This window comes from Halomonas sp. PAMB 3264, from assembly GCF_031954245.1.
Taxonomy (GTDB): domain Bacteria; phylum Pseudomonadota; class Gammaproteobacteria; order Pseudomonadales; family Halomonadaceae; genus Vreelandella.
This window is the reverse complement of record NZ_CP134866.1, coordinates 1,320,701-1,343,606: the sequence shown is the minus strand read 5'-3', so window position 1 is coordinate 1,343,606 and position 22,906 is coordinate 1,320,701. Positions and strand designations below refer to the sequence as shown.

Here is a 22,906-nt window from a genome sequence, read left to right as displayed (position 1 = left end):
CATAAAAAAACGCCCACCTCAGCGTGGCTGCGGTGGGCGCTCATGGCTTTCGATGGGCGGCGCTTAGCGCTCGAACACGTCGGCGGCGGCGAAGTTGCTACCGGCCTGGTCCTTCTCGGAAAGCGCGAACTCGACGGGAAGCGTGGGCCACTCGATACCAAGCTCGGGGTCATCGAAGCGAATGCTGCGCTCGGAGGCCGGGTGATAGTAATCAGTGGTCTTGTAGAGAAAGTCCGCGGCGTCCGACATCACCACAAAACCATGGCCAAAGCCCTCCGGCACCCAGAGCTGGCGGTTGTTCTCGGCGGAAAGCTCGACGCCCACCCACTGGCCGAAGTGGCTGGAATCGCGGCGAAGGTCGACCGCCACGTCGAAGACGCTTCCCTGGGTGACGCGAACGAGTTTGCCCTGGGGTTGCTCGAGCTGGTAGTGAATGCCGCGAAGCACCCCCTGACGCGAGCGCGAGTGGTTGTCCTGCACGAATTCACGTGTACAGCCGGTGGCCTCTTCGAACGCCTTTTGATTGAAGCTTTCCATGAAAAAGCCGCGCTCATCGCCGAACACCTTCGGCGTCAGAATCACCACACCCGGAAGAGAGGTTTGTTCGACCTGCATTAGTGAACTCCCTTGCTATCGAGGCGCGCCAGCAAATACTGACCGTATCCGGTTTTGGACAGCGCGCTGGCGCTTTCGCGAAGCGCTTCATCGCTCAGCCAGCCTTGGTGCCAAGCGATCTCTTCCAGGCACGCCACCTTCAGCCCCTGGCGGTGCTCGATGGTTTGCACGTACTGGCTGGCTTCCAACAGGCTATCGTGGGTGCCGGTATCGAGCCATGCAAAGCCGCGGCCCAGACGTTCGACGCGCAGGTCGCCGCGCTCCAGATACGCATTGTTGATGCTGGTAATCTCAAGCTCGCCGCGCTCGGAAGGCTCTACCTGTTTAGCGATCTCGACCACGTCGTTGTCGTAGAAATAGAGGCCGGTCACCGCGTAGGGCGACTTCGGCTTGGCCGGCTTCTCCTCGATGGAAACGGCGGTGCCGCTCTCGTCGAACGCCACCACGCCAAAGCGCTCCGGGTCCTTCACCAGGTACCCAAACACGGTAGCGCCACTGGGCTGCTCGCTTGCGCGCTTGAGCTGCTCGGAGAAGTGCTGGCCGTGGAAGATGTTGTCACCCAGCACCAGACACACCGGGGATTCGCCGATGAACTCTTCACCGATGATAAACGCCTGGGCCAGACCGTCAGGGCTAGGCTGCACGGCGTATTCGAAACGCACGCCGAAGGCGCTACCGTCGCCTAACAGGTTTTCGTACTGCGGCAGATCCTCCGGGGTCGAGATGATCAGAATCTCGCGGATGCCGGCCAGCATCAGCACCGAGATCGGATAATAGATCATCGGCTTGTCGTAAATGGGCAGCAGCTGCTTGGAGACGCCGCGGGTGATGGGATGCAGGCGCGTGCCGCTGCCCCCGGCCAGAATAATACCTTTACGTTGCATGGTGTCCTTCCTTGCTCAAGGCTCGCCTTAACGCGAGCTTGCGATTTCTTGCACGGTGAGCGCGACCTGGCTTTGCCAATCCGGCAGCGTGATCCCCAGCGCTTTTTCCAGTTTACCCACATCAAGGCGCGAATTCAGCGGCCGAGTCGCCGGTGTCGGGTAGTCGCTCGTGGGGATGGCGCCGATCCTTTCATCGACCACCTCAAGCGTTAAGCCGCTTTCGCGTGCCTGGTGGAATATCTCGCGCGCAAAACCGTGCCAGCTGGTGTACCCGCGCGGCGCCAGGTGATACACCCCGTTTTTCAGGTCGCTGCCATCCGGGCTCAGCCATTTGGTCAGCGCCTGCTGGGTTACCAGCGCAATCAAGCGAGCGGGGGTCGGCGCGCCCACCTGATCGTCGATGATATTGAGGCTTTCGCGCTCGGCGCCCAAACGCAGCATGGTGGCCAAAAAGCTCTTGCCAAAAGCACTGTAAACCCAGCTGGTACGAAAGATCAGATGCCGGCAGCCGCTGTCACACACCGCCTCATCGCCGGCAAGCTTGGTTTCGCCATAGACGTTACGCGGCCCGACCGGGGCGCTCTCCTGCCAGGGCGTATCGCCATCACCGGTGTAAACATAGTCCGAGGAGTAGTGCACCAGCAGCGCGTTGTTCGCCGCGCAGTGAGCGGCAAGCTGTGCGGGTAGCGAGGCGTTCAGGCGCGTGGCCCCCGCCTCGTCGGATTCCGCCTGGTCCACCGCCGTATAGGCCGCCGCGTTGACGATGACGTCCGGTTGATGCGTGGCAAGATACGCCTCGACCGCCTCGGCATCGGCCAAGTCCAGCGCCTGGCGCGAAGGGGCCAGCAGCTTACCCAGAGTCGCCAGCTGGCGTTTAAGCTCAAAACCCACCTGCCCGTTACCACCGGTAATCAGGATATTCATGGTTCCCCCTTTTTATTCGCCACGATCCGTCGCTGTTGTTGTAAATACTACAAGCTGCCCAGCCGCTCGCCCTGGTAGCTGCCATCCTGCACGCGCTGCCACCACTGCCGGTTATCCAAGTACCACTGCACGGTTTTACGCAGGCCGGTCTCAAAGGTTTCCTCCGGGCGCCAGCCCAGCTCGCGCTCGATCTTGTCGGCGTCGATCGCGTAGCGCACGTCGTGGCCCGGGCGGTCGGCCACGAACGTGATCAGCTCGCGATAGCTTTTCTCGGCGGGCACCAGCTCCTGAAGCAGGTCGCAAAGCGTCTCGACCACTTCCAGGTTCGCCTTTTCATTGTGGCCACCGATGTTGTAGGTCTCGCCCACCTTGCCCTCGGTCACTACTTTCACCAGCGCCCGGGCGTGGTCTTCAACGAACAGCCAGTCGCGCACCTGCTGGCCGTCGCCATAAACCGGCAGCGGCTTGCCCGCCAGGGCGTTCAGAATCATCAGCGGAATGAGCTTTTCCGGAAAGTGGTACGGCCCATAGTTGTTGGAGCAGTTGGTGAGCAGCACCGGCAGCCCAAACGTGCGATACCAAGCCCGTACCAGGTGATCGGAACTTGCCTTACTCGCGGAGTACGGCGAACTCGGCGCGTAGGGCGTCTCTTCGGTGAAAAGATCTTCCGGACCTTCCAGGTCGCCGTAAACTTCATCGGTGGAGACGTGATGAAAGCGAAACGCCGCCGCCTTTTCTGGAGCGCTTGCCTGCAAAGCCTTCCAGTACTGGCGCGCCGCTTCCAACAGCGTATAGGTACCCACGATATTGGTCTCAATGAACGCCGCCGGGCCGTCGATCGAGCGGTCCACATGAGACTCCGCCGCCAGGTGCATCACCGTATCGGGCTGATGACGTTCGAACACCGCCTGCATTTGGGCGGCGTCGTTGATGTTGGCGTGCTCGAAGGCGTAGCGAGCGCTGTCTTCGACGTCAGCTAATGATTCCAGGTTGCCCGCGTAGGTCAGGGCATCGACATTGACGACCTCATGGTCGGTCTCGGAAATCAAATACCGCACAACGGCCGAGCCGATGAACCCTGCCCCACCCGTGACTAAAAGCTTCATGATAAATGCCTTATTCGTACCCAATAGACGTTTGAACAGCCTGGATACCAGGCTGCTGGGGATAGCTATTTAACGAATAAGGATAACATGCAAACGCCAGGAGTCACTCAGGCCAGGAGTCATGCCGCGCTCACGCGCCTGGCATGGCTGGATGCCAATAAGTAAATAAGGCCACCACTGTCATGGCCGCTAGAAAGTGCCAGCTATAGCGCGTTTTACCGACCATCATGACCACCAGCAACAGTACGATCGCGGTCGAGGCGAACAGTATGCGCTCGCGCGAAACGTACATGGTGGGCGAAAACCCCAACATGCAGGCGGGTATAAACGACAAAACGAGCAGCAGCGCGCGATTCACGTGTGCGCTTTCGAGTAGCGCCGACCACCCTTGACGCGTAAGCGGCCTCAGGTCACCCAGTAGCGCAAACGCCAGCCCCACCGCGAACACCGTTCCCAGAACCATCGCCAGATAGAACGCGGACGTGTAAGCCTGCGGGTACTCGATCGGGTAGATGTTTTCGATGAAACCGACATTCTCGATAAGTCGTGAAAACGCCGACCCGGTATAGCCCAACAGATAGCCCGAGGTGAGCATGATGAAAAATGCAGCGGCCGCGGCGATATATCGAGCCAGTCTGGTCTCACCGCGAAGCACAATGGCAAGACATAACAGGATGCTGATCCAGCTTCCCATATAGAAAAACTGGTAAAGCCCAAGGCTGATACCGAAATAGGCCTTTTCCACCACGCCCATATGCGCAAACTCGGGGAAATACATATCGATGGAGAGCAGCATGCGGGCCGTATTGCCTTCACCAAGGATAAAAAACAAAAAACCGATGGTGTTGATGAACACCCCGATCAACGCTGCGCGGTTTTTGAAATACGCCCTTTTCAACCGGCAAAGCAAAAAGCCGTGCACGATGAAATTAACCACCATCATCTGCTCACTAAAAGCGCTGAACAGTAAGAGTGAAAGGCCCGCCACCAGCAACCAAACGCGAGTACGGGAGGTGACCGCCTCGTACTTGACTACCGCCCAATACATAAGCGACGCGGCCACGGGCCACAGGTAGTTCATGGCGCCGGTGAGCCACCACACACTGTAATACATCGTGCTCGCCGGAATGAGCCAAAAGCACGCCAGCGCCAAGGCCGAACGAGTAAAGCAAATCTCGCCCCGGGGATTAGCCAATATCGAGACCGCAAGACTCATTCCCGTAATGACCACCGCGTTGAGCAGCATCCAAAGGTTTTCATGGGTGACTAGTAAGATAGTCGCTAGATCGATCAGCGAACGCGACGACCAGACGGCGTAGCGCTCGATCAGCCAACCGATGATATCGCCGCTTTGAGCCACCGCGGCATACATTTCATCATCTGATCCCAGCACGGGGCCATTCGCCAGCTGAACCAGTAAGACGCTTGAAAATAGCACCAGCAACAGGCCGATAGGTTTTAACGCGCTACTCATCATCTTGCTCATCCACCAGATAAACGGGGCGCTGCTTGCTTTCGATATAAAGCCGTCCAACGTACTCGCCCAATATGCCGATCGATATCAGTTGAACCGAGCCCAGAAACAAAATCGCTGACATTATTGACGCGTAACCTGGCCACTCCACCCCGAACATCAGCGTGCGAACAATGATAAAGAACATGTATGCAAGGCAAACCGCCGCAATACAGACGCCGACGTAGGACCAAACGCGCAGCGGCCAGGTCGAAAAACCCGTTAGCCCATCGAGGGCGAAGTTCCAAAGCTTCCAGGCGTTCCACTTGGTATATCCGGTGTGCCGCGCGGGACGGCTGTAGGATACGCCTACCGAGCGATAGCCGGGCCAAGCAAACAGCCCCTTCATGAACCGGTTACGTTCGGGCAGTTTCTTGAGTGCCTCGACCACCCGGCGGCTCATCAGCCGGTAGTCACCGGTGTTGGCGGGTATTTCGGTCATCGAAAGCCGGTTGAATATACGATAGAAAAGCCCCGCCGAGGCCCGCTTGCCGCGCGTATCCTCCAAACGATCACTGCGCATGCCGTACACCACGTCATACCCCTGCTGCCATAAGGTGTAAAACTCGTGGATTAGCTGCGGCGGGTCCTGCAGGTCGACATCCATGGGAATGACCGCGTCACCCGTGGCGTAGTCGAGCCCGGCGGTCATGGCCGCCTCCTTGCCGAAATTGCGCGACAGCGTCACGTAACGAACCCGGCCATCGCGCTGCCGGGCGCGCTTGATTTCGGCCACCGTTTCATCGGTCGAGCCATCGTCGATGAACAGAATCTCGAGCGCGGCCGGAAGCGTTGCAAGCTCCCGGTCGATGGCCTCCAAAAAGGGAGTAATCGACGTTTGTTCGTTAAAAACGGGAACGATAAGGGAAATCGTGCTTTCCATGGTGATAGTGCTCTTTAATTGTTAAAAGCTCGAAGTAACGACGCTCGATACGCTGATACCGGCATAAAAGCGGTAAACTTCAGAAAAGTCGAGCATGTTACAAGGCGCGCCTTGCCAGGGCGAACCAGCGAAAGGCGCGCACCGCGACTCAAAAAACAAGGGGAGTGCTTGCCCAGTAGCTCAGAAAGGCCATGACCGTGGTGGCCGCCAGAACATGCCAGCTAAAGCGCGTTTTGCCGACGATCATCACCACCAGCAGGATCAAAATTGCCGTCGAGGCGAACATCACCCTCTCCTCGGACGCATACATGGTGGGCGAAAACCCCAACATGCAGGTGGGCAAAAACGACAGGACGAATAATAAAACTCGGTAGAGATACATCGTCTCAAACGATTGACGCAGGCTCACGCCGCGCTCAAGAAACGAAAGACGCCCCAGCAGGGCCACCGCCAGCGCCAGCGACAAAGCAAGCCCCAACCCCATGGCCCAATAAAACGCCGGCGTGTACGCCTGGTGGTACTCGATTTTATACACGGCGCCGATCATGACCACGTTGGTTGTCAAGCGTGAAAACTCGCTCGTGGCGTAGCCCAGCATAAAGCCCGAGGTAAGCATGATGAAAAAGAGACTAACCACAGCGATGTATTTGGCATAAAGCGCTTGGTAGCGAAGCGCAATCGCGAGACAAAACACCACGCTGACCCAGCTCCCCATATAGAAGAACTGATAAAGCCCCAAACTGATGCCGAAGTACGCTTTTTCCAGCACACCGAAATCGGCAAACTCGGGGAAATAATACTGGGCCGACAACGCCGCGCGAACGCTATTTCCCTCGCTTAAAACAAACAGCGCCAACCCGAAAAGAGTGATCAATAAACCGATGAGGAGGGTTCGATTATTAAAATACCCCTTTCTCAATTTGCCTATCATAAAACCGTGTACGATCAAGTTGACGATCATGATCTGTTCGCTGAACACACTGAACAGCAGCGTGGCCAAACCCGCCATGATGATCCAAACGGGCGCTTTGGTGACGGTCAGCTCGTACTTCACCACCGCCCAATAAATCAGCGCAGCAGTAACGGGCCATAGGTAATTAAGAGAACCGGTTAGCCACCATACGCTCCAGTGCATCATGTTCACGGGGATCAGCCAGAAGCACGCAAGCGCCAACGCCGACTTGTTGAAACACACCAGGCTATGGCGGCTCGCAAGCGCAGAAATCGTCAGACACAGGGTCGTGATGAACAGCGCGTTCAGCACCATCCACAGGCCTTCGTGCGGCACGATCCAGACCGTCACCAGGTCGATCAAGGCCCTTGATGACCACTGCGCATACCGCTCGATCAACCAGCTGATGAGATCTCCCTGCTGTGCAATGCCGGCGTAATACGTATCGTCGTCGCGCAGTACCGGACCGGAAGCGACTTGAACCAGCAGCGCGCTTGAAAATAGCGCCAGCAGTGCGCCTGCACGCTTAACGAATTGAACATCCATTTATTTAACCACCTGCGTCAGCCACGGGGTTGCCCCCCCATGTTGTTTATTTTTTAAACGCCCAGAGTGACGACGCCAGATAGGTCAACACCGGCACGCAGGCGGTGGCGATGATCACGGCGGCCAAATTGTTCACTCCCAGCGCAAGCCCCGCGGTCAAAATAGCGTTGTTCGCGGCAAACCCGGCGATCGCAACGAGAAAAAACCGTCCCATCGAGCCGCGGGTCTTGAACGTAACGTGTCGATGCCCAAAAAAGGAGACCAGAAAGGCCAGCGCAAATGCGATCACGTTGACCAGATAAGGCGAAGGCTCAGTCAACAGGGCAAACAGCAAGGTCGCCACCAGCATATGCGTGAGCGTGGCAAGACCGCCCATGATCAGAAACCGAAACGGCTGAAACACGTCCCGGTTGAACAACTCGATCAGTCTCTGCATGCCCGTCTCGCAAAAAGCCGGCATGGTAACCGGATTCGCAGGGTATGGCGAGTCACACCCATTTAGTGCGCCCTCCTCGCGCCCGGCTTTTTATTCTCTATAGAGTCTTTAAGCGAATGACTTGAAAACACGCGTTGGTTCGCGTTTTATGGCCTCGGAAATATTAACGAAATTTGCCATAGACCGTTTGAAATAGTCCGTTTGAAATAGACAGCCTGAAACAGATAACTCGAAACACATAGCGTGAAGCAAATGCGTCGCTTCTCGCCTGCAGGATATTTAAATGAAACGTCTTTTACTGACCGCCACCCTGTTCTCCGGTCACGCCCTGGCCGCGCAGCCCACGCTCATATCGCCCATGATTGACGGCATGCGCGGCTGCGAAAGCGCCCTGAACGACGAAAGCGTGACCAACGGTGGCGAGGCCTGGCAGGCCTGTCGCGAGCGCAATGAAAGTGCCGCCTCCCTGATCGAAGCCAGCCTTTCCGACATCGGCCCCCAGGTGAGTGAAGACGGCCGCTTCGAGCTAGGCTATACCCTCGGCATGCCCCTGCTCTCCTATGTTCACATCGACGACGACAAGAGCATTCACATCAACCGCGAGACCATTCGTCAGGACCTGCGCGTGATCAGCGACTCGAGCCGTTCGCTGGTGTTTTATCTTTTTGGCAACCACTTCGTACCCGGCGACCAGGCCCAGGCCGCGGCGGCCAGCGCCGAAGACCCGCGCAGCCTGATGACACTAGCCGACGGCAGCCTGCCCATCGATAACTACTTCTCGTCATCCATCTACCCCTGGGCGCTGGGCGATGACGAAGCGCTCTACCAGAAAGCGCGCACCCAAGCCATGAACGCCGTGCTCGACGAAGTGTGCCAGCTCCCCCAAACGGATCTGGACAAGATTCGCGCGGTGACCACGCTTGGCGAAACGCACCACTTCTTCACCGATTTCATGGGCGGCATGGGCTACGACCGGCCATTCGAGGTCACCGATTACAGCGAACACTCCCAGGCGCAGTTTCGCCAGTGGCTGGAAGAGCGCTTCGGCTCGATTGGGCGGCTCAATGCTACGCTCTCCTCGTCGTTCGAGAGCTTCGATCAGATCGACGCGCCCTCTAAAGACATCGCCACTGAGCCGCTCAATCACTACTTCGAGCACTACGATGTGCATGCCATTGGTGAGGTTCCGTTTTTCGGCTGGGCGTATGATGAAAGCGGCGAGCCGTTCGATATCTACGTGTACCTGAACGGCCAATTCGTCGGCGAAGCCGATACCGATTTGACCCGCCTGGACGTCGCCCAGGGCATTGATGGGCTAGAGGATTCCAACGTCGGCTACCGGTTCGATCTGGACTTCAGTGCGCTCCCACCGGGGTTACACAACGTGGAGCTGCGTTTCGTGACCGAACACGGCACGAGCCCGCTGCAGAGCTACTCGCTTGCCGTCATCGATCGCCAGCAAAACGCACCGCAAGAAATCAATGCCAACCCATTGGCGGCGACTACCGAAGAAGAGCCGCCGGAAACGCTGCACTTCTGGCCGGACTACCCGGCTCACCAAACCGCGGTTTACTACAACCCGCTGGCCGCACTCTGGAACGAGTTTCGCGAGCATCAGGTACAAAGCGAGATCGAAACCTACGCGGATATCATCCGCCAGAGCTGTTTCGATGACGAGCAGGTGTTCTCCCACCAGATCGCGCCAGAATTCAAGGGCTCCTGGAATCCGCAGCTCTTTGCAGCAGGCGCCTCGCTCGAGGCCAACCCGCACTACTCACAGGGAATCAATCTCTACGGCGGCATCATCTACGCGGACTACTTCTTCGACTGGCTCGAGGAAAAAGGCCACGAACGCTACGGCGTACCCGAAATGCACCCCATGACCCACATGGCCCCGGAGGAGCTTGCCCAGGCACTCGAGCACCACCACCAAAGCGGCGCGGTGTTTCTATCGCCCTACTTCGTGTCGATTCAAGGCGGGCGCTTTGAAAGCGACCCCGAGCACGACCGCTTCATGGTGAGCGAAGACAACGCGGAGTACGGCTCGGCGCAGTACTTCAAGGCGCTTCAACAGGTAATGAACGGCGCAACCCCGTAGCGCCGCCCGAGAATCGATACCGTAGAGGTAAGCGCACACGCTGCGCCTATGAAGCGCAGCGGCTTCTTTTAAATGAGGGCTTTCATCTCATGGCGTTACAAAATCGTATCGACCCTTACGGGCACCTTTGCAGTGTCAGCGCCCGCGGCGAACTGATGGGCAATCGCGGCATCCTTCACGATGAACATAAAGTCATCAAGCGCCCCTGGGCTCATAAGCAGTGGGTCACCTGTGTGACGCACGCCCCAGGTTTCGAGCGCCCGGTGTTCGAACCCGGCCGCTACTCGCAGCTCTTCTTTCTGGACGAAGCCACTGCCTTTGCCGCCGGGCATCGCCCCTGCGGCTCGTGCCGCCATGCACGCTTCAGGGAATTCAAACACGGCTGGCTTAAAGCGAACCCCCTGCCGGAAATCGAACGCCCAAACCTGGCAACGATCGACAAAATCCTTCATCAGGAACGCGCTAAACGCGGCGGCCACAAGATCACCCACGAGGCCGCGCTTGAAACGCTGCCGTTTGGCACCCTGATTGACCTTGACGGCACACCGCACCTGGTGGCCGACCATGGCTTGCTTGCCTGGCGCTTCGAAGGCTACACCGCCCCTACCGCGTCTCCCTCACGCGATACCCGCGTGGTGGTTCTAACTCCGGCGTCGATCGTCCGCCTGTTTTGTCAGGGATTTCGCCCGGAGGTACACGCCAGCGCCCACCTGTGAATAGCTTTCGAGCAGTCAACGGTCGAAATCGAAACTGATCTCTTCATCCTCACCCTCGAATAGCGCGTCCAGATTTTCCGGCGCGATCGTACGCACTGGATTGAGTCGCGCCAGTTGCGCCAGCGTGCGCACTTGCGCAAGGGAAAGATTCAGCGCGTAGGCGATAGGCAGGGCCCGGGCCTTACGCAGTGCCAAAAACGACGATTCGTCGAGTTCTGCAAGCGCCGTCTCGTCGATCATGTAAAGCCCTTCCAGCGTCATACCGAAGCAGCGCTTCAAGGAGGCTGGCCACGGCGTTATTACCCCGGCCGCCGCCAGCGCGCTTGACGCATTTTGCGTAACGCAGTGATGAGAAAACGTTTCCCTGAGCGCCTGAACGCGGCTGGTAACTGCCGCCGACATGCCACCCCGGTCATCGAAGAACGGCTCGCCCGCCCCCCGCGAGCTTTCAAATCCGCTATCGCGGTTAAACACAATGCGGTGGCTATCGCCCTGAGCATCTACCTCGAAGGGCCAGGTCACGAGCCACTCCGGGCGATAGTTACCCAGCCACTGGCCTTCGCGAACGAACAGATTGCGACCAGAGGTGAGACCGCACACGCCCACCAGCTGCCAGCGGTCGCGCTGTTGGATGAGCGCCAACGGCATGGACACCGCCGCGCGGGAGAGTTCGCCGCCATGTAGCGGCATCAGGGCGCGAGAAGCGGCGAACGTCACATCCTGCGGAGGGTGCCAGGTCTTGCCCTCGCATTCGCGAGGGCCAAGCGCTAAAGGAGTAGCCATGATGACTCCCGGTTCGGTTAAACACGCAACTCACCCAGCGATACAGCGAAGAGTAGCGCAGCAAATAAACATAACGAAGCTATCAAGCGCCGGACTCAAAGAAACGCCCCCGCCAACAGACGGGGGCGTTCATCAAGGTCTTGCGTATCAGCCCCAAAGAGCGTCATCGGCGGCGGTAATCGTCCGGCCCTCGGTCATACCGAACTGTAGGTAGTGGCCCAATACGCCGACGCCTGCCGCGACCACGTCCGGGTTCGCCTCCTTGTAGTCCGCCAGATCGAACCAGGCAGACGGAGTACGCCCTTCGCTCTCCCCGGCCAAGCGATAGTGCATGTAGGCACTGTCGAAAATGCCCTGCTCGATCGCCGCATCGACATCCGCATTGGTGGTGCGGTAGGCGCGCTCGTCGAACAACACGTTGGGGTTGCGGCCCTCCTGCTCGCCAAACAGTCGATAGTGTTCGAACCCGCTTGAAAAAAGGCCTTCGGCCACCGCGGCGGCGACGTCCGGATGGTGCGCCAGATAGAACGCCTCGTCGAACGCCATGTTGGCGGTATCGAGCTCATCAGCACTTTGGCGCGCTTCGAAGACGCCAAAGCGTTCGAAGTGCTCGCGGCCGCTGGCGTACGTTCCCTGCTCAACGGCCAGCGCCACATCGGCGTTGCGCGCCAGATAGACCGCCTCGTCGAACAGCACTAGCGCCGTGTTCGCAAGCGACGGCGCATCCACGAGCACCACCTGGTCGTCGAAGCGTAAAAGCTCGACATTAACCAGCGTATTGCGCCCTGCCCTCTCGGCCGAAACGATTAGCTGTCCATTGTCGTCGCGGGTAAGCGTGGCGGCCTCGAACGCGCTATCGAAGCGCACAGCGTCCACGCCGTTCCCCCCCACTAGGGTGTCGTCACCGCCCTTGGTATAGAGGCGATTACTGCCCGTACCGCCTTCCAGATAATTATTGGCCGCGCCGCCGATCAACAGGTCATCACCCGCCCCGCCGATCACGATGCCCTGGCCTTCACCAAGAGTGACCTGCACCGGCGCATCGTCGGCAACGATGACGCTTTCGCCCGCGCCGGCGGCTAAACGAGCGCTGCCCTTGAGGCTGACGAAATCGATATGCGCGATTTCAAAGCGCCCACCGCCGGCCAGGTTCGTGGCATCGATAACAAAGGCCTTGGCCGCGCTTGAGACGCTACTCGGTGCGCCGACCAGCTTGATTGGGGCATCGAGCTCGCTTTGCGCGCTGAACGTCAGGGTGCGCAGATCGATCAACGCTGCCTCTTCGCGAGACGACAGCCATCGTGTGGCAAGTTCGACCTGCTCGCTTTGATTGGCCGGCGCTTTCTGATTCACCGCCGCCACCAGGTCTGCCAATGCGTCGCTGCGCGTAGTAGCGCTGCGCGACCCTTCGTGAACCAGCGAGGCTTTACCCGGAAGCGTCGCGGTCACCACGTTCGCACTGCCGGAGTTCTCAACGAGACGCACGGCTCCTGACTGCCCGGCGCTATTGACGATAAGCTCGCGAAGCGACGGCTGTCCCGAGGCGGTATCGAGCGAAGGCTGGCGCGTGATCGGCTCGAGCCAGTCCGACACGGGCGGTACATTTGGCGCCGGTGCCGGGCCGGGCGCGGGTGCCGGGCCAGGCGTAGGTAACGGGCCGGGAGCAGCCGGGCCCGAGACATTAAAGCTAAACACCTGTCCGGTGATCGGCAGCGCGCCATCTTCACCGCCATCGGCCAGGCTGAACACCATGTCATGCTGGCCCGCTTTACCACCCGCGTCGAAACGCACCAGGCCGCTGTTGATATCAGCCTGGGTAAAGGAGCCACCCTCTTTCAGCGCCAGCCCGCCAAGCATCAGCGTACCGCCCTGGGGCGCGATCTTTAATGTGTAGGTCAGCTCATTTGGCGCATCGTCAGGGTCGATCGCGCCCAGCATCTTCTGGTCCAGCACCACGCTCTGGCCCGCCAGCACCGACGCGCCGCTATTGATGACGAGCTTGGGCGCATCGTTCACCGCCGTCACGCTCATGGTCTGGAACACCGGCACGCTTTGTTGCTGGCCGTCGCTGACGCTGAATTCGAACAGGCGCTTGCCAGACGCAAGGCTCGCCGAGGCGTTTTCATAGACGACCGAGCGCAGCACCGACTGCCACTGCTCGACCGTAACGCCTTTTGTGGTAGCCCCCAGCGTGAGCACACCGGTCGTGGTATCGAAAAACGCTTTGATATCACTCGCGAGCGTGGACTTGAAGCCGGTAAGCGTTAAGGTATCCCCCGGTGCAAAACCGCCTACAATGGCCACGCGGGCGCTTTCAAGCGTCGGGCTGTCGACATCGGAGAGTGTCAAAAAGGGGTCGATGGGCTGGGGCAACCCCTTTTCGATGAACGTCAGCGGCAGCCAACTCGTCTGCAGCACGGGCGGCTGGTTTACACCCGCCACATCAAACGACGTGGTAATGCCAAGCGGGGTGAAATTGTGATTACTGCCGCTATCGGTGACCGATACCAGCGTCACCTCGCGGCTACCGCCGGTCGGGGCGCTGCCGGTATGCTGATAGCGCGCGTCGGCCACCAGATGAGCAAGATCGTTTTCGCTCATGGCCATTTGGTTGAGCTCAACCCGCAGCCCGCCCAGATCGTAAAACACCTGGTAGCTGCCGGCCTGAAACGTCCCGTGCGCACCTGCGACCAGAGGAATACTCATACCGGACAGAACCAGCAATTCCTCGGTGCCATCCTTGACGCCTGAAACGAACAGCTCTAACTGAGTAAACACCTGTTCAGGGTCATTGGTTTTTGCCCAAACGTCAGAAAACAGAGCAGAAGAGTTGTACGGATCGATACTGTTGCGCGGTTTGGCGCTGAAGGTCGGCGCATTATTCGAATGTACAGCATTCACTTCTAAAGAGAGCGAATAGTGCATGTAATAATCAGCGGCGCTCTCGATGACGAGTTCATACTGGCCTGCTGAAAGGTCCACAGGCTGAGCGAAACCATAAGTTGAGGATTTGAAACCCCAACTACCGTCCAGTGATCTAAAAGAGAACGTTCCCGTCTGATCATGCATGTACGGCGAATAAAACGAAATACTTGTTATCTCGCGGTCCTGCGGCACTTCGAATATGAATTTGTCGCGCGTATCAGTAGCCGTGTGGCTATCCAAATCACCATACCAGGAGTTGAGACCAGTACTATCGAGACGCCACGCAGCGAGTGTAGGCGTACCTTGTGCATCGGTGCGCGCTGCATAGGTATCCACATCGCCATCAACATATTCTTCGTACTGAAAGGGACCGGGCCGGGTAATAATAAACTCGTTCATTTTTCTCCCTTCGCCCGATCCGTGACGGGCAAAAGCCTTATTTTGAGAACCCATTCTAGCCAAACGGCATTGCGCCTCTTGGCTTGGCAATCATACGCCCAGAAGTTTAAAAAACTAATTATTTGCTTCAAAAAAATAGTGAATAAAATAGTTCCAAAAGCCTTTATTAAACCCTGTATCCAACCATTTTTTGGATAGCACTGGCGGTCGATTATCCAGTGGCGACCCGATGAAAGGATGCCGATAAAAAACCCCGGTCATGGCCGGGGGAAGTCAAACGTAGTGCGCTCTATTAAAGAGCTGTAATCGTAAGCGCAGCAAGAGCCAACGGTATCGACCCAAAGCGCTTGAAACGTTCAAGAGCCGCTTAGCTATCGAAGTCGAACTCGAAGTCGAACTCGCCGTCGTCGCCGTTGATGACGCTGTCGAGGTTTTCCGGTACGGCCTGGCTCTTTTTCGAGTTGGCTTGGAATTCGGCGCGCTCGGTGAGCTGGTTGAGCTGGTGGGTCGAGAACATCTGCGCGTAGGCCAGCGACAGCGGCCCGCCGCGCAGCTGATGCAGCGAGATCGCGCTCAAGCGGTTGAACGCCGCTTCGTCGATGCGGTAAAAGCCTTCCACTTTGAGCGGCTCGTGGCCTTTGCGGGGGAACTCCAGCGACCAGGGCTTGATCAGCTTCTCCTTGGCCAGTGCCTGGGTGCAGGCGCGGGTTTTCTGGCGGTTGCTTTCGCTCTGCTTCAGGAACTCGACCATTTTGGGCATGGGGGCCGCTAGCTCACCCTGTTCACTAAACAGCGGCGAGGCGGAGGGGTCGTCGGTCAGGTGCTCTTCGGCAATGCACAGCACCTGCTGGCCTTCCGGGTTGGTAGCGAGCTTGAACGGGTAGCCGCGAAGCGCGGCGGGTACGTAGCCGCCCAGCCACTTGCCGCCCTGGGTCACGTACAGATTGCCCTGACCCAGCCCGAGCAGCGCCACCGGCTGGTACTCGCCGTCGCGCTGTACAAACCCCAGCGTATAGTGCGGCAGCAGCTTGCCCAGCTCAGCCAGTAGAATCGGCACGACCTGCTCGTCGCGGGTAAAGCTCAACCCCTGGCGCGGCCAGTAGTAGGCCTTGGCGTGGTCGGTGGTCGAAACGGGGATCCAGCGTGTCATAAAATCTTCTCCGTGGGGTGACCGGGGTAGGACAACGCCGGCATGGTAAAAGTGCGGCGATTCCATAAAAATCATTTACTTAAAACCGAACCCCCACTTTGAGGCATACGAAAAAGGGAGCCCGAAGGCTCCCTTTCGCTTGACGCGTACCGAGTGTTCGGTACTAGCGGTTCGGCGCTACGTTATACGTAGACGTCGAAGTTAGCTGCAGTCAGGGCTTGAACGCCTGCCAGATCTACGCCTTCAACGTCAGCTACCAGGTTAGTGGTACCGTCGCCGTCGGTGTAGTAAAGCTGACCGTTGCCTGCTTCTTCATTGTAAGCCATGAAGAAGAACTCAGCGTTCACACCTTCACCAGTACCAGAAGCGTTGGTAGAAGCGTTAGATGCAGTTTCAATCGCATCCTGGTCTTCAAAGGCTTCGGTGAAGACAACTACCTGACCATTTGCTGCGGCTGCATCCAGGTTTGCAAAAGATGCAAACTTGCTGAAATCAGCTGCGTTCAGGTCAGAAGCACCGTTGATGCCCGAGTTGGTAGAGTTGGCAAACGCCAAACCGTTACCATCTGCATCTTGCAGCAGAGAAATCACGTCTTCACCAGCGGTGAAATCAGTGATGGTGCTGTTTTCGTTCAGCGTGCTGAAATGGAATTCATCACGACCTTCGCCACCGGTCATGGTCAGGTTGCTACCGCCACCGCCGAGGATGTCGTTACCTGCGCCACCGATCAGCGTAGCGTTGTCAAAGTTGGAAGCGAGCAGGTCGTTACCCGCGCCACCAGTAACGGTGATTTCGCTATCGTCTTCGCTGCCTTCACCGGCGATACCAAAGGTAGCAGTGATGTTACCAGTGGCTGCAGACGCATCGAAAGTCTCGAGATTGTCCAGATCTTCGCCGAATGCAACGTTCAGATTACCTGAACCAGTGATGGTAACGGTTTCGACGTTGTCGTTGCCGTCATCATTGTCAGTGCCGTCATTGTCAGTCAGTGTGATGGTGTTGCTGTTGCCAGTAACGTTAACAACAACGTTTTCAATGTTGTTGCTATCACCCAGGTTAAAGTTAACGGCTGAGTTGTTAACTGCCAGGTTAGCGGTGTCGTTGGAGTCGTCATCGCTGTAGCTGACGTTGATAGTGTTGAGCGAGTCACCTTCGTCTTCGCCGGAAGCTACAACACCCTGAAGGTTGTTAGCAGCAAAAACGGTGCTGGCAGAAGCATTTTCGTAAGTGAAAGCTGTAGCTACGGTTACGGCTTCAGTACCAATCGAGTTGATGCGCTGAGCACCGCTTACGTCGTTCAGGTCCAGAGTCGTCGCATGACGGTTGTTGATAACCTCAACGCTGCGAATGATCGGAGCTGCGGTGCTATCTTCGGTAGTAGCAATCGCGCCATCACTAATGTTCAGCGTGTCGCGACCTGCACCACCATCAATGATGTCGCTGCTGTCGAGTGAGCCTTCAGCAAGAGCACGGAAAGTGTCGTTACCAGCAGTACCTACCAGGTTATCAACACCGCCGCTGCCGTCAACTGCAGCAGTTAGAGTGAACGTCTGACCTTGCTGGCCAGCGTCGAATCCGCCGTCGTCGATGATTTGCTTGGCAGTTTCAACAGTTGCGTCGTCAGAAGTCACGTTGGCAACGACAGATTTCAGATCTTCCAAGCTGTCGGAAGAACGTTGCTTCTCAACGCTGAAGTAGGTAGCCACTTCTACGCGGTTAGCCAGCTGCTCTTGAACGTCAGCGAAGGCTTCGTCAGCGTTGTCACCCAGCAGGTACTCGATCGCTTCGACGAGGATTTCAGCTTCGCTGAAGCCCTGCTCGGCGCGAGCGGCGAAATGCGCTTGGGCGATTTCGTAGCCGTCGGAGTCCTGGTCGATACCCAGGTTAGCCAGCGCTTTATCGATGCGGCCTTCCAGAGTGACGATGCCGGCGTACTGGCTTTGGTACGCGCCAGTGTTGATCAGGGCGTCGGCCAGAGCAACGTAAGAGCCGTTGTTGAACTCGAAGTTAGCGGCGAAATCGGACAGATTACGCGCGCCCGGGGCAGCGCTGAACATACCAACGGTCAGAGCGATGATGTTCTGCTGCTGTTGTGCATTGATAGCCATTTAGGTACCACTCCTTGCTTTTTCGTGACAACGTTGTCGGTTGAGCTTTAGAACCAGGCTTGAAAGTACACCAAGCATGATGGAACAGTTCGCCCATATCGTCAATTGGGCCTTGAGCGTCTCCCATTTTTCCTATATGGGTCGACTGATGGCGCACCAGGTTAACCTCTTGGAGCACCGCCACCTGTCCCTGCTCGCTCAGGACGCAATATGCCTTCGTTCCCCCATCGATGCAACCTCCTTGAGTGTTCCCTTTTTCATCGAACGTTTTATTAGGGCACTCCCCCGCGCGCTCACACCCTTGAAAATCAATCATTTGAACTCGAATTTTCGCTCGAAGCCGCTATTAACGGGGTTTCTCATACCTTATTGTATGATTAATAATTCTTACTCATACCCAGTGCCAAATACTTTATAACCAGTCATTTACTACTTATTACTTCGCCACGCGCCGGGCCTGGCCTTTTACTCAGCCCACCTTATGCAGCCCCTCTTATGTAGCAAAGCGGCTTGGCCTTTCAAGGGTGCTTTTTTGTGTGTGCCCCGCCCTCTCAAGCGCGTTGAGCCAAGCCTTTTGAAACCCGCAGCCGGCTTTTAGATGTTGGTGCCTTAAAGCCTTGTCACGGCATCGCGCTGGCAAGTTCACGTGATCACCCCTTGCGGTATGCCTTGCGCAACGCTGCCCCAGGTTATAGAACAACGTTCTTTAACATCTTGTTCTCAATTGATTTCTTAATAAAAACCATTTATTTACGTCAGATCGCGGGGGTGGCGTTTGGTTGGCACCACCGGGTCGTAAGGGTAAGATAGCGGCCTTTGTCTTGACCCTGGAGCCCGCCTTGGCTGCTTTGAACCTTCATCGCCATCTTCATCTTTTATGGCAGTTTACCCGACGGGACATTACCGGCCGCTACCGGGGCTCGCTTTTGGGCCTTGGCTGGACGCTGCTCTCGCCGCTTTTAATGCTGGGCGCATTTACCCTGGTGTTTTACGGGTTCTTCGATCTGAAATGGCCGGTCGAGGCCACCGGCACCCCGCAGATGGATTTCGCGCTGCAGGTGTTCGTCGGGCTTTTGTCGTTTAACTGGTTTGCCGAGGTGGTCAATCGCGGCCCCGTGCTGGTGACCGGCCAACCGAACCTGGTGACCAAGGTGGTGTTTCCGCTGCCGCTTTTAGCGGTGTCGTCGGTATTGGCGGCCAGCTTTCAAGCGCTGGTGAGCCTGGTGCTTTTAATGCTGATCACCGCCCTTCTGGTGGGGGTTAAGATCACCTGGCTTTCGCTTCCGCTGGTGATCCTGCCGTTTGCGGGCGTGCTGGTGGGCATTTCGCTGTGGCTTTCGGCGCTGGGGGTTTACCTTCGCGATATCGGCCCGCTAATGGCGCTGTGCACCTCGGTTTTGATGTTTCTCTCGCCGGTGTTTTACCCGCTTTCCAACGTGCCGGAACAGTGGCAGAGCGTGTATCTCTTGAACCCGCTGGCGCTGTTAATCACCCAGCTTCGCGATGTGATTTTCATGGGCGCCTGGCCAAGCCCGGTCGTTGTAGGCGGGCTTATCGTGGTGGCGCTGGTACTGCTGGTAAGCGGGCGCTGGGCGTTCAACAAACTGCGTGGAGGGTTCGCCGATGTGCTCTGATACGACAAAGCGCCCCGCGCACGACGACACCGCCATTGCGCTCAACGGGGTCAGCAAGACGTTCTACCGCTACGAGCGCCCGCTCGACAGGCTGTTATTGCAGTTCAAATCCTTAAGCAAGCGCGCCCGCTTCGATACCATCAGCGGCCTGAAACCGATGGATTTGACCGTCAAGCGCGGTGAGGTCGTGGGCCTGGTGGGCCGCAACGGCGCGGGTAAATCCACCCTCCTGCAGCTGGTGTGCAATACGCTGTCGCCGTCGACCGGCGAGGTGGTGGTCAACGGCAAGATCGCCGCGCTTCTGGAGCTGGGCTCGGGCTTCAACCCGGAGTTCACCGGGCGTGAGAACGTGTACATGTCGGCGGCCATTGCCGGGCTTAGCCGCGCTCAGGTAAATGAGAAGTTCGAGGAGATTCACGCGTTTTCCGGCATTGGCGATTTCATCGACCAGCCGGTGAAAACCTACTCCAGCGGCATGTACGTGCGCTTGGCCTTTGCGGTCGCTACGAGCGTGGAGCCGGATATTCTGGTGGTCGACGAGGCGCTGTCGGTCGGCGACGGCGCCTTTGCGCGCAAGTCGTTCGATCGCATCATGGCGCTTCGCGAGCGCGGCGCGACGATTCTGTTCTGCTCGCACTCGCTCTACCAGGTCGAGAACCTGTGCGACCGGGCGCTGTGGATCGAGGGCGGCGAAGTGCTGGCCGACGATAGCCCGTCGATCGTGATTCCGCGCTACGAGCAGTTTTTGATGGGCGACACCGACCAGAGCCGCGGCGTGCGCGAAAGTGCCGCCGAGGAGCAGCGCCGCGCCGCCCCCCAGGGCAGCGCCCGGCTACTCAGCACGCAGGTGCGGATCGATGGCAAAACGCCGGACGCTCGCTACCCGGCGGTCAGCGGTGAAAGCACGCTCGACATCGAGATCGCCTTCGCCAGCGACCCCGCCCTTGCCTGCCCGGGCGTGGCGGTTACGCTTTCGACCCCGGCGGGGCAGATCGTCACCAGCTCCGGCAGCTGGGAAGAAGGCGTTACGCCCGAGCGCAACGAACACGGTGAGGGGCGTATCGCCATTCGTTTCGAGGCGCTTGCGCTGCTCAAGGGTGAGTACCACGTGGGGGCGTACCTTTTCTGCGAGCGCGGCCTGCACAGCTACGAGTGGGTCGACCCGGTCAGCAGCTTTCACGTGACCCAGTCAAGCGTTGCCCGCGGCGTGGTGCGCCTGCCGCACCAATGGCAGGCCGGAAGCTCTGGCAAACACCAGGAGGCGGGCTGAGCCATGTGGCAAACACGCTGGGCCACCCCGGCCGACGAGCCGGCGCTTTTAGCGCTGTTCGAGCGCGCCTTTGGCCATTCGATGGACGCCGCCACCTGGCGGTGGAAGTACCGGCTGGCGGAGTCGCCGGGCGTGGTCTGCCTGGATGATGATGCGATCATCGCCTTCAACGGCGGCATGCCGCGCCGGGGCGTGGTGAAAGGTGAGCCGTGTTCGCTGGTGCAGATGGGCGATGTGATGGTCGACCCGGCCTATCGCGGCATTCTGACCCGCAAGGGGCCGTTCTATCAGGTGGTTCACGACTTTTTCAAAGAGCAGGTGGGTCAGGATTTGGCTCACCGCTTCGCTTTCGGCTTTCCCCACGCCCGCCACGCGCGCCTGGGCCAGGCCCTGAAGCTTTACTGCTCAACTGACCGTATTCTCGAGGCCGAGTGGGCCGCCCTGCCCACCCGCCACTGGCGTGCCACGGCGTGTGAGGTAAGCGCGGAGCACGCCGCCACGGTGGATGCGCTATGGGCGCGCATGGCTCAGGGGCTTGGCGACAAGGCAGTAGGCGTTCGCGACTGGGCGTGGCTTTCCCACCGCTATATCGAGGCACCGGCGCGCGGCTATCAGGTCTGGCTGGTCAGGGAGCGCCTGACCGGCCGGGCGCTGGGGGTGTGCGTGCTGCGCGCCCACGACAGCGACACCGTTGAGCTTCTGGACGTCGTCGCCGGGCAGGCGCAGCTCACCGAGACCGTTCGCTGCGCGCAGCATTTGACCGCGCGCATGGGTGCCAAACGGCTGATCGGCTGGCTGACCCCCGCCGTGGCCGAACGCCTGAACAAAACGCGCCCCGCCTTGCAGGAAACGGACGTGGTGGTGCCGGGAAGCCAGGTCAACGGCCTGGCGCTTGGCATGGACGTGGAAAAACGCTGGTGGCTAACGGGCGGCGATACGGATTTTCGCTGATAGCGGCGGCGTTATGACAAGCGCGTATCGACAACGAACAGCAAGCGCCCGGATATACCCGCAATCGATAAAGGGATGAAGCGATGAGAGAAGCGTGGTACGTGCCCTACCAGGCACAGCCTTTGGAAGGCGAGCGCGTGCTGGTGCTGGCCCCCCACCCGGACGACGAGGTGTTCGGCTGCGGCGGCGCGCTGGCCCAGCTGGCCGCCCAGGGCGCGACGATTCAGGTGATCATCGCCACCCAGGGGGCGGGGGCCGAACGGCGCCTGGCGGAATCGACCGAGGCCGCCGCGCTTCTTGGCTACCCCGCCCCAATCAACTGGGATTTCGCCGACCGCGGCCTTGAACAGGCCATCGAGGCGCTGACCGAGCGGCTTTTGAACACGCTTTTGGATTTCGAGCCGGATCTGTTGCTCGCGCCTGCCAATACCGAGATGCACCCGGACCACCGCGCCGCCTGCGATGCGGCGCTGAAAGCCGGGGCGCGGTATGCCAGCACGCAAGACACACCCTTATCGATTGCGCTTTACGAGATCGGCGTACCCTTGCCCGCCAACCAATTGGTGGATATTTCCGCGGTGTTTGAACGCAAGGCGCGCGCGATGCAGTGTTTTGACTCGCAGCTTAGCGAGCAGCGCTACGCGGATCAGATCGGCGGGCTCAACCACTACCGCAGCTATACGCTGGGGCTTGGCGTCACCCAGGCCGAGGCGTTTCACGTCATCAAGGCCACGCGGGACGGGGTGAATCTGACGCTTCCCTCGGTGCAGGATCAGGCGCTGTGGCGCTGCGAGGCTGCACTTGAACAAATGCGTGAGAAACACGCCCAGGCGCAATCAGCGCTAAATCAAAAGCTCGATGCGCTTTCGGCTCGCCAACAAGAGACTCAAACGGCGCTTGCACAGAGCGAAGAGCGCCGCCGTCACGCCGAGCAGATGCTTGAAACCATTTACGCCACCCGCGGCTGGCGCTGGCTTTCGCGACTAAAATCACTATTAGGGCGCGGCTAAAGC

18 protein-coding genes are annotated in these 22,906 nt (G+C 58.6%); 6 read left to right on the top strand and 12 right to left on the bottom strand.

Annotation, left to right across the window (positions count from 1 at the left end; genetic code table 11):
• Nucleotides 1-63: 63 nt before the first annotated feature.
• From rfbC to RN347_RS05975, 8 genes are all read right to left on the bottom strand, one after another.
• Nucleotides 64-615, bottom strand: coding sequence for a dTDP-4-dehydrorhamnose 3,5-epimerase (rfbC, locus tag RN347_RS06010; protein ID WP_311960533.1), 552 nt, complete (start codon nucleotides 613-615; stop codon nucleotides 64-66).
• Nucleotides 615-1,499 (bottom strand): glucose-1-phosphate thymidylyltransferase RfbA, encoded by an 885-nt coding sequence (rfbA, locus tag RN347_RS06005; protein ID WP_311960532.1) that lies wholly within the window; start codon nucleotides 1,497-1,499, stop codon nucleotides 615-617. The genes rfbC and rfbA overlap by 1 nt, the downstream gene beginning before the upstream one ends.
• Before the next feature lie 27 nt (nucleotides 1,500-1,526).
• Complete coding sequence (gene rfbD / locus RN347_RS06000) at nucleotides 1,527-2,423, bottom strand: dTDP-4-dehydrorhamnose reductase (RefSeq protein ID WP_311960531.1); 897 nt, start codon at nucleotides 2,421-2,423, stop codon at nucleotides 1,527-1,529.
• 47 nt (nucleotides 2,424-2,470) lie between these two features.
• Complete coding sequence (gene rfbB / locus RN347_RS05995) at nucleotides 2,471-3,529, bottom strand: dTDP-glucose 4,6-dehydratase (protein WP_311960530.1); 1,059 nt, start codon at nucleotides 3,527-3,529, stop codon at nucleotides 2,471-2,473.
• 130 nt (nucleotides 3,530-3,659) lie between these two features.
• Nucleotides 3,660-5,003, bottom strand: coding sequence for a hypothetical protein (locus tag RN347_RS05990; protein WP_311960529.1), 1,344 nt, complete (start codon nucleotides 5,001-5,003; stop codon nucleotides 3,660-3,662).
• Complete coding sequence (locus RN347_RS05985) at nucleotides 4,996-5,925, bottom strand: glycosyltransferase family 2 protein (protein ID WP_311960528.1); 930 nt, start codon at nucleotides 5,923-5,925, stop codon at nucleotides 4,996-4,998. Before RN347_RS05985 ends, RN347_RS05990 begins: the two co-directional genes overlap by 8 nt.
• Nucleotides 5,926-6,073: 148 nt before the next feature.
• Entirely contained in the window at nucleotides 6,074-7,423 is a 1,350-nt protein-coding gene (locus tag RN347_RS05980; RefSeq protein ID WP_311960527.1) for a DUF6056 family protein, read from the bottom strand.
• 46 nt (nucleotides 7,424-7,469) lie between these two features.
• Nucleotides 7,470-7,859 (bottom strand): GtrA family protein, encoded by a 390-nt coding sequence (locus RN347_RS05975; RefSeq protein ID WP_311960526.1) that lies wholly within the window; start codon nucleotides 7,857-7,859, stop codon nucleotides 7,470-7,472.
• Nucleotides 7,860-8,142: 283 nt separating this feature from the next.
• Between RN347_RS05975 and RN347_RS05970 the strand changes: the two genes are divergently transcribed.
• Nucleotides 8,143-9,957 carry a beta-galactosidase gene (locus RN347_RS05970; protein ID WP_311960525.1) on the top strand — a complete coding sequence of 605 codons (1,815 nt, stop codon included), beginning with the start codon at nucleotides 8,143-8,145 and terminating at the stop codon, nucleotides 9,955-9,957.
• 89 nt (nucleotides 9,958-10,046) lie between these two features.
• Nucleotides 10,047-10,673, top strand: a complete 627-nt coding sequence (locus RN347_RS05965) for a hypothetical protein (protein WP_311960524.1) — start codon at nucleotides 10,047-10,049, stop codon at nucleotides 10,671-10,673.
• Between the two features lie 15 nt (nucleotides 10,674-10,688).
• Here RN347_RS05965 and RN347_RS05960 read toward each other — a convergent pair whose 3' ends face one another.
• The 4 genes from RN347_RS05960 to RN347_RS05945 all read right to left on the bottom strand — a co-directional run bounded on the left by RN347_RS05960 (nucleotide 10,689) and on the right by RN347_RS05945 (nucleotide 18,038).
• A complete protein-coding gene (locus RN347_RS05960) occupies nucleotides 10,689-11,456 on the bottom strand; it encodes a SapC family protein (RefSeq protein ID WP_311960523.1) in 768 nt (255 codons plus the stop codon).
• Between the two features lie 147 nt (nucleotides 11,457-11,603).
• On the bottom strand, nucleotides 11,604-14,780 hold the full coding sequence (locus tag RN347_RS05955) for a cadherin-like domain-containing protein (protein ID WP_311960522.1): 3,177 nt from the start codon (nucleotides 14,778-14,780) through the stop codon (nucleotides 11,604-11,606).
• A 367-nt stretch (nucleotides 14,781-15,147) separates the two neighbouring features.
• Entirely contained in the window at nucleotides 15,148-15,930 is a 783-nt protein-coding gene (locus RN347_RS05950; RefSeq protein WP_311960521.1) for a SapC family protein, read from the bottom strand.
• Nucleotides 15,931-16,112: 182 nt separating this feature from the next.
• Nucleotides 16,113-18,038 (bottom strand): hypothetical protein, encoded by a 1,926-nt coding sequence (locus tag RN347_RS05945; protein WP_311960520.1) that lies wholly within the window; start codon nucleotides 18,036-18,038, stop codon nucleotides 16,113-16,115.
• An 839-nt stretch (nucleotides 18,039-18,877) separates the two neighbouring features.
• On the opposite strand from RN347_RS05945, the gene RN347_RS05940 reads away from it, so the two are divergent.
• The 4 genes from RN347_RS05940 to RN347_RS05925 all read left to right on the top strand — a co-directional run bounded on the left by RN347_RS05940 (nucleotide 18,878) and on the right by RN347_RS05925 (nucleotide 22,903).
• Complete coding sequence (locus RN347_RS05940; protein WP_311960519.1) at nucleotides 18,878-19,672, top strand: ABC transporter permease; 795 nt, start codon at nucleotides 18,878-18,880, stop codon at nucleotides 19,670-19,672.
• Nucleotides 19,662-20,942 carry an ABC transporter ATP-binding protein gene (locus RN347_RS05935; protein ID WP_311960518.1) on the top strand — a complete coding sequence of 427 codons (1,281 nt, stop codon included), beginning with the start codon at nucleotides 19,662-19,664 and terminating at the stop codon, nucleotides 20,940-20,942. The genes RN347_RS05940 and RN347_RS05935 overlap by 11 nt, the downstream gene beginning before the upstream one ends.
• A 3-nt stretch (nucleotides 20,943-20,945) precedes the next feature.
• A complete protein-coding gene (locus tag RN347_RS05930; RefSeq protein ID WP_311960517.1) occupies nucleotides 20,946-21,893 on the top strand; it encodes a GNAT family N-acetyltransferase in 948 nt (315 codons plus the stop codon).
• Nucleotides 21,894-21,976: 83 nt separating this feature from the next.
• Complete coding sequence (locus RN347_RS05925) at nucleotides 21,977-22,903, top strand: PIG-L deacetylase family protein (protein WP_311960516.1); 927 nt, start codon at nucleotides 21,977-21,979, stop codon at nucleotides 22,901-22,903.
• Nucleotides 22,904-22,906 lie beyond the last annotated feature (3 nt).

What these genes read in the sequence shown, in the direction of transcription:
- rfbC (WP_311960533.1), bottom strand. Translation starts at nt 615, where the DNA reads ATGCAGGTCGAACAAACCTCTCTTCCGGGTGTGGTGATTCTGACGCCG.
- rfbA (WP_311960532.1), bottom strand. Translation starts at nt 1,499, where the DNA reads ATGCAACGTAAAGGTATTATTCTGGCCGGGGGCAGCGGCACGCGCCTG.
- rfbD (WP_311960531.1), bottom strand. Translation starts at nt 2,423, where the DNA reads ATGAATATCCTGATTACCGGTGGTAACGGGCAGGTGGGTTTTGAGCTT.
- rfbB (WP_311960530.1), bottom strand. Translation starts at nt 3,529, where the DNA reads ATGAAGCTTTTAGTCACGGGTGGGGCAGGGTTCATCGGCTCGGCCGTT.
- RN347_RS05990 (WP_311960529.1), bottom strand. Translation starts at nt 5,003, where the DNA reads ATGAGTAGCGCGTTAAAACCTATCGGCCTGTTGCTGGTGCTATTTTCA.
- RN347_RS05985 (WP_311960528.1), bottom strand. Translation starts at nt 5,925, where the DNA reads ATGGAAAGCACGATTTCCCTTATCGTTCCCGTTTTTAACGAACAAACG.
- RN347_RS05980 (WP_311960527.1), bottom strand. Translation starts at nt 7,423, where the DNA reads ATGGATGTTCAATTCGTTAAGCGTGCAGGCGCACTGCTGGCGCTATTT.
- RN347_RS05975 (WP_311960526.1), bottom strand. Translation starts at nt 7,859, where the DNA reads ATGCAGAGACTGATCGAGTTGTTCAACCGGGACGTGTTTCAGCCGTTT.
- RN347_RS05970 (WP_311960525.1), top strand. Translation starts at nt 8,143, where the DNA reads ATGAAACGTCTTTTACTGACCGCCACCCTGTTCTCCGGTCACGCCCTG.
- RN347_RS05965 (WP_311960524.1), top strand. Translation starts at nt 10,047, where the DNA reads ATGGCGTTACAAAATCGTATCGACCCTTACGGGCACCTTTGCAGTGTC.
- RN347_RS05960 (WP_311960523.1), bottom strand. Translation starts at nt 11,456, where the DNA reads ATGGCTACTCCTTTAGCGCTTGGCCCTCGCGAATGCGAGGGCAAGACC.
- RN347_RS05955 (WP_311960522.1), bottom strand. Translation starts at nt 14,780, where the DNA reads ATGAACGAGTTTATTATTACCCGGCCCGGTCCCTTTCAGTACGAAGAA.
- RN347_RS05950 (WP_311960521.1), bottom strand. Translation starts at nt 15,930, where the DNA reads ATGACACGCTGGATCCCCGTTTCGACCACCGACCACGCCAAGGCCTAC.
- RN347_RS05945 (WP_311960520.1), bottom strand. Translation starts at nt 18,038, where the DNA reads ATGGCTATCAATGCACAACAGCAGCAGAACATCATCGCTCTGACCGTT.
- RN347_RS05935 (WP_311960518.1), top strand. Translation starts at nt 19,662, where the DNA reads ATGTGCTCTGATACGACAAAGCGCCCCGCGCACGACGACACCGCCATT.
- RN347_RS05930 (WP_311960517.1), top strand. Translation starts at nt 20,946, where the DNA reads ATGTGGCAAACACGCTGGGCCACCCCGGCCGACGAGCCGGCGCTTTTA.
- RN347_RS05925 (WP_311960516.1), top strand. Translation starts at nt 21,977, where the DNA reads ATGAGAGAAGCGTGGTACGTGCCCTACCAGGCACAGCCTTTGGAAGGC.